Origin of the sequence: Corallococcus sp. 4LFB (assembly GCF_046520365.1) — a bacterium.
Lineage (GTDB): Bacteria > Myxococcota > Myxococcia > Myxococcales > Myxococcaceae > Corallococcus > Corallococcus caeni.
This window is the reverse complement of record NZ_JBKGHJ010000345.1, coordinates 1-9,607: the sequence shown is the minus strand read 5'-3', so window position 1 is coordinate 9,607 and position 9,607 is coordinate 1. Positions and strand designations below refer to the sequence as shown.

The following is a 9,607-nucleotide window of genomic DNA, read 5'->3' as shown; positions in this document are numbered from 1 at the left end:
GAAGGGACGGCTGCCGGAGTACATGGTGCCGTCGGCCTTCGTGGTGCTGGAGGCGATGCCGCTCAACGCCAACGGCAAGGTGGACCGCAAGGCCCTGCCCAGGCCCGAAGCGACGGACGCGCAGGACTTCGTCGCCCCGCGCACGCCCACGGAGCAGACCCTGGAGCGCATCTGGGCCCAGGTGCTGCGGCAGGAGCGCGTGGGCATCCACGCCAACTTCTTCGAGCTGGGCGGCGACTCCATCATCAGCCTCCAGATCGTCGCGCGCGCCGCGCGGGCCGGGCTGCGCATCACGACCCGGCAGCTCTTCCAGCACCCGACCATCGCCGCGCTGGCGACCGTCGCCACCTCGGCGTCGCTCGTGGTGGCGGAGCAGGGTGAGGTGCTCGGGGCCGTCCCGCTCACGCCCATCCAGCGCCGGCTCTTCGAGGAAGACGTCGTTGATCCGCACCACCTCAACCAGTCGCTGATGATCGAAGCCCGCCGCCCGGTGGACGCGGCGGTGCTGGAGCAGGCGCTGCGCCACCTCGTGGCGCACCACGATGCGCTGCGGCTGCGCTTCACGCATGACGCCGCTGGCTGGTCGCAGGAGAACGCGGGCCTGGAGCAGCCGCTGACCCTGCGGCGGCTGGAGGTCTCCACGCTGGACGACGCCGCGAAGGCCCAGGCCATCCAGGACGCGGCGGCCCGGCTCCAGGCGAGCTTCGTCCTGGACGAAGGACTGCTGCTGCGCGCGATGCTGATTGAGCGCGGCGAAGGCCAGACCGCGCGCCTGCTGCTGGCCGTGCATCACCTCGCGGTGGACGGCGTGTCCTGGCGCGTGATGCTGGAGGACCTGGAGACGGCGTACCAGCAGCTCGCCTCGGGCCAGCCGGTCCGGCTGCCCGCGAAGACCACTTCGTTCCAGACGTGGGCCCGCAGGCTGGAGGCCCATGCGCGGACTCCCGAAGCGCGGGCCGAGCTCGCCTTCTGGCGGGATGCCACCCGGAACGTCGTGCCGCTGCCCGTGGACCGGGCCGGTGGCGAGAACACCGTGGCCTCGACCCGGAGCGTTTCGCTGTCGCTCGACGTGGAGGAGACGCGGCTGCTCCTGCAGGAGGTGCCCGCCGCGTACCGCGCGCAGATCAACGACGTGCTGCTCGCCGCGCTGGCCTCGTCGATGGCGCGGTGGACGGGTCAGCACCGGGTGCGCGTCAACCTGGAAGGCCACGGACGCGAGGAGCTGTTCGCGGACGTGGACCTGTCCCGCACGGTGGGGTGGTTCACCGCCGTGTATCCCGTGGTGCTGGAGGTGCCCGCGTCGGGCAGCGCCGGTGACGGCCTGCGCGCGGTCCGAGACACCCTGCGGCGCCTCCCGGGCAATGGCGTGGGCTACGGCCTCCTGCGCTACCTGGGCGACCCCGAGACGGTGGAAGCCCTGCGCGCCGCGCCTCCCGCCCAGGTGTCCTTCAACTACCTGGGCCAGTTCGACGGCGTCGCGTCCGGCACGGGTGACACCGCCTTCCGGATCGCCCGCGAGGGCAGCGGCCCCGTGCGCAGCCTCCGCGCTCCGCGCCGCCACGTGCTGGACGTCAGCGGGCTGGTGCTCGACGGCCAGCTCCAGTTGAGCTGGAGCTACAGCGAACACCTGCACACCCAGGCCACCATCGAGGCGCTGGCTCGCGACTTCGTGGCCGCGCTGCGCACGCTCATCGCGGGCCGTGCTTCGGAGGATGCCGCCCGCCGCACGCCCACGGACTTCCCGCTCGCTCGCGTGGAGGCGTCCGCGCTGGAGCGCGTGCTGGCGGCCGTCCCCGGCCTGGAGGACCTCTACCCGCTGTCGCCCATGCAGCAGGGCATGCTCTTCCACACGCTGCTGGAGCCCGCGTCGGGTGCGTACTTCGAGCAGCGCTCCTGGAGCTTCCACTCCGCGCTGGACCTGGGCGCGCTCAAGCAGGCCTGGGAGGACGTCATCGCGCACCACCCGGTGCTGCGCACATCGTTCTTCTGGCAGGGCCTGGAGGCGCCGCTCCAGGCGGTGCACGCCCGGGTGACGCTGCCCTGGTCGGAGCTGGACTGGCGCGGGCTCTCCGCTCCGGAGCAGCAGGCCCGGCTGGAGACGTTCCTCGCGGAGGACCGGGCGCGCGGCTTCGAGCTGGCGCACGCGCCGTTGATGCGGCTGGCGCTGATCCGCACGGAGGAGCAGGCCTGGCGGCTGGTGTGGAGCTTCCATCACCTGCTGACGGACGGCTGGAGCTCGGCGCTGCTGCGCAAGGCCGTGTTCACCCGCTACGCCGCGCTGGCGCAGGGCAAGGCCCCGGCGCTCGAAAAGGGCCCCGCCTACCGCGAGTACATCGCGTGGCTCCAGCGCCAGGACCTCCAGCGCACGGAGGCCTTCTGGCGCGACGCCCTGGCGGGCTTCTCCGCCGCCACGCCGCTGCCAGCGGGCGGAGCCTCGCGTGCGTTCGCCACGGGTGGGCTGTCGGAGCAGTCGGTGCTCCTGCCGGCCGACACCACCGACGCGCTCCAGACCTTCGCGCGCCGCCACCAGCTCACGCTCAACACCCTGGTGCAGGCCGCCTGGGCGCTGGTGCTCGCGCGGCACGCGGACACCTCCGACGTCGTCTTCGGCGCGACCGTCGCGGGACGGCCGTCGGAGCTGCCGGGCGTCGATTCGATGCTGGGCATGTTCATCAACACGCTGCCCGTGCGCGTCCGCCTGGACGAGCACGCGGCGGCGGTGCCGTGGCTCCAGCAGCTCCAGTCGCAGCAGGTGGAGCTGCGCCACCACGAGCACAGCCCGCTCGTGCAGGTGCAGGGCTGGAGCGAAGTCCCCCGGGGGACGCCCCTCTTCGAGACGCTCCTCGTCTTCGAGAACTACCCCGTCGACAGCACGGTGGAGACCGGCGCGAAGCGCCTGGACGTGCGCGACTTCCACGCGTTCGAGCGGACGAACTACCCGCTCACCGCCGTGGCCGCGCCGGGCCGTGAGCTGCTGCTCAAGCTCGCGCACGAGACGCCGCGCTTCGACGACGCCACCGCCAGGGCCCTGCTGGGCCAGTGGCGCCGGGCCCTGGAGGGATGGGTTGCCCGGAAGCGCGTCGCCGACGTGAGCCTCCTCTCCGTGGAGGAGACGCACGCGCTGAAGGACACCTGGAACGCGACGCGCGCGGAGTACCCCCGCACGCTCGCGGTGCAGCAGCTCTTCGAGGCCCGCGCCGCCCGGGCGCCCGACGCGGAGGCGCTGCGCTGGAACACCGGCACCCTGACGGCCGGAGCGCTGGACGCGCGAGCGAACCGGCTGGCGCATCACCTGCGCGCGCTGGGCGTGGGCCTGGAGTCGCGCGTGGGCATCTGCCTGGAGCGCGGCCCGGACCTCGTCGTCGCGCTCCTCGCGGTGCTCAAGGCCGGGGGCGCCTACGTGCCCCTGGATCCGACCTACCCCGAGTCTCGCCTGGGCTTCATGGCCCGCGACGCGGACCTCACGGCGCTGCTGACGCACCGGCACCTGGAGGCGCGCCTGCCCGGCGTGCAGGCCCAGGTCATCCGGATGGACGCGCTGGAGGACGTGCTCGCCGCGCTGCCGGCCACGCGTCCGGCGGTGGAGACGCGCCCGGAGGCGCTGGCCTACGTCATCTACACGTCCGGCAGCACGGGCCGTCCCAAGGGCGTGATGGTCACGCACGGGGGCGTCGTCAACTACCTCACCTGGGCGCTGGACGCGTACCGCGTGGCGGACGGGCAGGGCGCTCCGGTGCACTCGTCGTTCTCCTTCGACCTCACCGTGACCAGCCTGCTGGCACCGCTCGCGGCGGGCCGTCCCGCCGTGCTGGTGGACGAGGCCGTGGGCGCCGTGGAGGGGCTGGGTGAGGCCCTGCGCAAGCAGGCGGACCACAGCCTCGTGAAGCTCACGCCCGCGCACCTGCGGCTGCTGGAGGCCCAGCTCGCGGAGCAGGGCGCCTCCGGCCGCGCGCGGGCCTTCGTCATCGGCGGCGAGGCGCTGGGCTACGAGGCGCTGGAGCACTGGCGGCGGTACGCGCCGGGCACGCGGCTCATCAACGAGTACGGCCCCACCGAGACGGTGGTGGGCTGCTGCATCCACGAGGTCCGCGAGGACGAGCCGCGCACGGGCCCCGTGCCCATTGGCCACCCCATCGCCAACACCCGCCTGTACGTGCTGGACGCGGCGGGCCGACTCTCCCCGGTGGGCGCCGTGGGTGAGCTCCACGTCGGAGGCGACGGCGTGGGCCGGGGCTACCTGGGCCGGCCGGACCTCACGGCCGAGCGCTTCGTGCCGGATCCGTTCAGCCCCGAGCCGGGCGCGCGCCTGTACCGCACCGGCGACACCGTGCGCCGCCGCGCGGACGGCGTGCTGGAGTACCTGGGCCGCCGCGACCAGCAGGTGAAGGTGCGCGGCTTCCGCATCGAGCTGGGCGAAATCGAGGCCGTGCTGACCGCGCTGCCGGACGTCGCCGCGGGCGTGGTGCTCGCCCGTGAGGACGTGCCGGGCGACCGGCGCCTCGTGGGCTACGTGGTGCCCAGGGCCGGTGCCTCGCTGGACGCCGCTTCCCTCAAGACCGCGCTGCGCAAGACGCTGCCGGACTACCTGGTCCCCGTCGCCTTCGTCGTCCTCGACACGCTGCCCGTGGCCGTCACGGGCAAGGTGGACCGCAAGGCCCTGCCCGCGCCGGAGGCCACGGGGAGCGAGTCCCGCTTCGTGGCGCCGCGCACGCCGGAGGAGGAGCTGCTCGCCGGCCTCTTCGCACAGGTGCTGGGCGTGGAGCGCGTCGGCGTCCACGACGACTTCTTCGCGCTGGGAGGCCACTCGCTCCGGGCCACGCAGGCGGTGTCGCGTGCCCGCGACGTCTTCGGGGCGGAGCTGCCCTGCGTGACCTCTTCGAGGCACCGACCGTCGCCACGCTCCTGCCGCGGCTGCTGGAGGCGAAGGCCCGGAACACCGAAGGCCCTCGCGTCCCGCCGCTCGTCCCGGTGCCGCGCACGGAGGCGCTGCCGCTGTCCTTCGCGCAGCAGCGCCTGTGGTTCCTGGATCAGCTGGAACCCCAGGGCGCGTTCCACAACGTGCCCGCCGCGCTCCGGCTGCAAGGCCTGCTGGACGTGACCGCGCTGGAGCGGGCGTTCGCGGAGCTCTTCCGCCGCCACGAAGCCCTGCGCACCGTGTTCCGCGCCCAGGAGGGCCGGCCGCTCCACGTCATCCTGCCGGTGCCGGAGTCCCCGGTGTCCCGTCAGGACCTGCGCGGCCTGCCCGAGCTGGCCCGTGAGGAGGAGGCGCTGCGCCAGGCCCAGGAGGAGGCGAGGCGTCCCTTCGACCTCGCCCGGGGACCGCTCCTGCGCGTGACGCTGCTCCAGCTCGCGGAGCGGCAGCACCTGCTGCTCCTGACGATGCACCACATCGTCTCCGACGGCTGGTCCATGAGCGTGCTCGTGCGCGAGCTGGTGGCCCTCTACGAAGCCTTCCGCACCGGCAAGCCGTCGCCGCTGCCGGAGCTGCCGCTCCAGTACGCGGACTACGCGGCCTGGCAGCGCCAGTGGCTGGAGCAGGGCGCGCTGGCCCAGCAGCTCGCGTGGTGGAAGCGCCAGCTGGACGGCGCGCCGCAGACGGTGGACCTGCCCACGGACAGGCCCCGTCCCACCGTGCAGTCGCACAAGGGCGAACAGCTCCAGGTGCTGGTGCCACCGGAGGTGATGACCCGCCTCCAGGCCCTGTGCCGCCGCGAGGGCGTCACGCTCTTCATGGCGCTGCTCGCGGGCTTCCAGGTGGTGCTGTCGCGCTACACGCGCCGCACGGACATCGTGGTGGGCACGGACATCGCCAACCGCAACCGCGCGGAGACCGAAGGCCTCATCGGCTTCTTCGTGAACCAGCTCGTCCTTCGCGGCGACCTGGGCGGAGACCCCACCGTGCGCGAGCTGCTGTCCCGCGCGCGTGAGACGGCGCTCTCCGCGTACGCGCACCAGGACCTGCCCTTCGAGGAGCTGGTCAAGGAGCTGAACCCCAAGCGCAGCCTGGGCCAGGCGCCCCTGTTCCAGGTGAAGCTGGTGCTCCAGAACGCGCCCGTGTCGCGGCTGGAGCTGCCCGGCCTGGAGCTGAGCCCGGTGGGCCAGGAGGCCACCCGCGCCAAGCTGGACCTCACCGTCGCGGTGCAGGAGACGCCCCAGGGGCTGGCCTGCGTCTGGGAGTACGCCACGGACCTCTTCGACGGGGACACCGTGGCCCGCATGGCGAAGCACTTCGAGCAGGCGCTGGAGGGCCTGAGCCGAGAGGCCTCGCGCCGCCTGTCCTCGCTGTCCCTGCTCACCGACGCCGAGCGCCACACGCTGCTCGACGCCTGGAACGACACGCGCACGGAAGTGCTGCCGGGCCCCACCGCCACGGCGCTGTTCGAGGCGCAGGCCGCGCGCACCCCGGACGCGCTGGCGGCGGTGTACGGCGACACGTCGCTGACGTACGCGCAGCTGGACGCGAAGGCCAATCAGCTCGCGTGGCACCTGAAGCAGAGCGGCGTGGGCCTGGAGTCGCGCGTGGGCCTGTGCGTGGAGCGCTCGCTCGACATGGCCGTGGGCATCCTGGGCATCCTGAAGGCGGGCGCGGCCTACCTGCCGCTGGACCCCACCTACCCGAGCGACCGCCTGGCCTACATGCTGGCGGACGCGGCGGTGCCGGTCATCGTCACGCAGGACGCGCTGGCGGATGAATTGCCGGTCCAGGGCGAGTTGTTGGTGTGCCTGGACTCGGACGCGGCCCGCATCGCGAAGCACCCGGTGACGAAGCCGCCGGTGAAGCTGGAGCCGGAGCACCTGGCCTACGTCATCTACACGTCGGGCTCCACCGGCCGCCCCAAGGGCACGCTGCTGCACCACCGGGGCCTCTGCAACACGGCCACGGCGGCCATCGCGGCGCTGGGCATCACGCCCTCCAGCCGCGTCCTCCAGTTCGCGGCCTTTGGCTTCGACGCGTCGGTGTGGGAGACGTTCTCCGCGCTGCTGGGCGGCGCGGCGCTGCACCTCGCGCCGCGGGAAGCGCTGCTGCCGGGAGCGCCGCTGCACGGCCTCATCGCCTCCAGCGGCATCACCACCGTGACGCTGACGCCGTCGGTGCTGGCGCAGCTGGAGCCGGAAGGGCTGCCGCTGCTCACGTCCGTGGCCGCCGCGGGCGAGGCCTGCTCCGCGGAGCTGGTGCGCCGCTGGTCGCCGGGCCGCCGCTTCCTCAACGCGTACGGTCCCACCGAAGTCACGGTCTGCGCCACGGTGCGCGCGAACGTGGATCCGGCGCGGCCCACCATCGGCACGCCGCTGCCGAACGTGCGGGTGTACGTGCTGGACGACCAGGGACAGCCGGTGCCCGTGTGCGTGCCCGGCCAGCTGCACGTGGGCGGCGTGGGCCTGGCGCGGGGCTACCTCCACCGCTCCGACCTCACCGCCGAGCGCTTCGTGCCGGACGCCTTCGGCCCCGAGGCCGGCGGGCGGCTCTACGCCACGGGCGACCTGGTGCGCTACCTGCCGTCCGGCGAGCTGGAGTTCCTGGGCCGCATCGACCACCAGCTCAAGCTGCGCGGCTACCGCATCGAGCTGGGCGAGGTGGAGGCGGCCATCGCGGACCACCCCGCCGTGGAGTCCACGGTCGTCCTCCTGCGCGAGGACGTGCCCGGCAACCCCCGGCTCGTGGCCTACGTGGTGCCCCGCGAGGGGCAGGTCCTGGACCTGCGCGCCCTCAAGGACGCGCTGCTCGCCCGGCTGCCGGAGTACATGGTGCCCGCCGCCTTCGTGTCACTGCAGGCGCTGCCGCTCACGCCCAACGGCAAGCTGGACCGGCAGTCGCTGCCGGTGCCGGACACCCAGCGGCCCGAGCTGGAGAAGGGCTACGTGGCGCCGCGCGACGAGCTGGAGCAGCAGCTGGCCGACATCTGGTCGGAGCTGCTCGGCGTGAAGCAGGTCGGCGTCCACGACGATTTCTTCGAGCTGGGAGGCCACTCGCTGTTGGGCACCCAGCTCATCTCCCGCATCCGCACGACGTTCGACGTGGAGCTGCCGCTGAGGGACATCTTCGAGTCCCCCACGGTGGAGAACCTCGCCGTCCACATCGTGCAGGCCCAGGCCGCGCAAGCGGACCCCGCGGAACTCGAACGACTCATGGGGAGCTGGAGCACCTGTCCGCCGAAGAGGCGGAAGCGCTCCTCTCCTCCGACGAAGTGCCCTCCGACGACGTCCTCCCCCAGGACACCAAGAAGGTCTCCAGCAATGAGCAGTGACGCCGACAAGCGCATCGCAGCCCTGTCCCCCGAGAAGCGCGCCCTGCTGCTCAAGCAGCTGCGCCAGCAGCAGCAACAGGGGGCTCGTCCCGCGCGTGCACCGGCCATCGCTCGCCGTCCGCGTGACGGCTCGCCGTTGCCGCTGTCCTTCGCCCAGCAACGCCTGTGGTTCCTGGATCAGCTGGAGCCGGACAGCGCGCTCTACAACATCCCCCTGGCCATCGAGCTGAAGGGCGAGCTGAAGCTGGAGGCGCTGGAGCAGGCGTTCACCGCGCTCCAGGAGCGCCACGAATCCCTGCGCACGACCTTCCGCACCGTGGAGGGCACGCCCGTCCAGGTCATCGCGCCGCCGTCGCCGGTGACGCTGGAGGTCGCGGACCTGCGCGGCGTGGCCGTCCCCGAACGCCAGGACGAGCTGTCGCGCCGGGTGCGCGAGGAGTCGCTGCGGCCCTTCCACCTGGGCCGGGGGCCGCTGGTGCGCGCGTCGCTGGTGCGCACGGGCGACGAGGAGCACGTGCTGCTGGTGACCATGCACCACGTCATCTCCGACGGCTGGTCCATGGGCGTGGTCATCCGCGAGCTGGCGTCGCTCTACGACGCCTACCTCCACGGGCGCCCGTCACCGCTGCCGCCGCTGGAGCTCCAGTACCCGGACTACGCCGCGTGGCAGCGCGAGTGGCTCCAGGGCGAGACGCTGAAGGCGCAGCTCGACTGGTGGAAGCAGCAGCTGGAGGGCGCGCCGGACGTCATCGCGCTGCCCACGGACCGGCCGCGTCCGGCCATCCAGAGCTCGCGGGGCGCGAAGCACTTCGTGCAGCTGCCGCGCGCCGTGTCGGAGGCGCTGAAGGCGCTGGGCCAGAAGGAGGGCGCCACGCCCTTCATGACGCTGCTGGCGGCGTGGCAGGTGCTGCTGGCGCGCTACACCGGCCAGGACGACATCAGCGTGGGCACGCCCATCGCGGGCCGCAACCGCGCGGAGCTGGAAGGCCTCATCGGCTTCTTCATCAACACGCTCGTGCTGCGCGCGAAGGTGAATGCGGGGATGACCTTCCGCCAGGTGCTCGCGCACGTGCGGGAGCAGGCGCTGGGCGCGTACGCGCACCAGGACGTGCCCTTCGAGAAGCTGGTGGACCTGCTCCAGCCGGTGCGCACGCTAAGCCACTCGCCGCTGTTCCAGGTGATGTTCAGCCTGCAGAACGCGCCGGTGTCGGAGCTGGTGCTGCCGGACGTGGCGCTGCGCACGCTGCGCGTGGAGGCGCAGACGACGAAGTTCGAGCTGACGCTGTCGCTGTCGGACACGCCGGAAGGGTTCTCCGGGTCGATTGAGTACAACACGGACCTGTTCGACGCGGGGACGGTGG

General features: G+C 72.9%; 1 protein-coding gene and 1 pseudogene. Both read left to right on the top strand.

Translation table 11 applies throughout. From position 1 onward, the window contains the following. Positions 1–22: 22 nt before the first annotated feature. A pseudogene (locus tag ACLEQD_RS29550) lies at positions 23–4,852 on the top strand (amino acid adenylation domain-containing protein); the annotation flags it as partial. A gap of 116 nt (positions 4,853–4,968) precedes the next feature. Further along, on the top strand, positions 4,969–9,607 hold a 4,639-nt coding region (locus ACLEQD_RS29545), incomplete at its 3' end, for an amino acid adenylation domain-containing protein (RefSeq protein WP_410388618.1).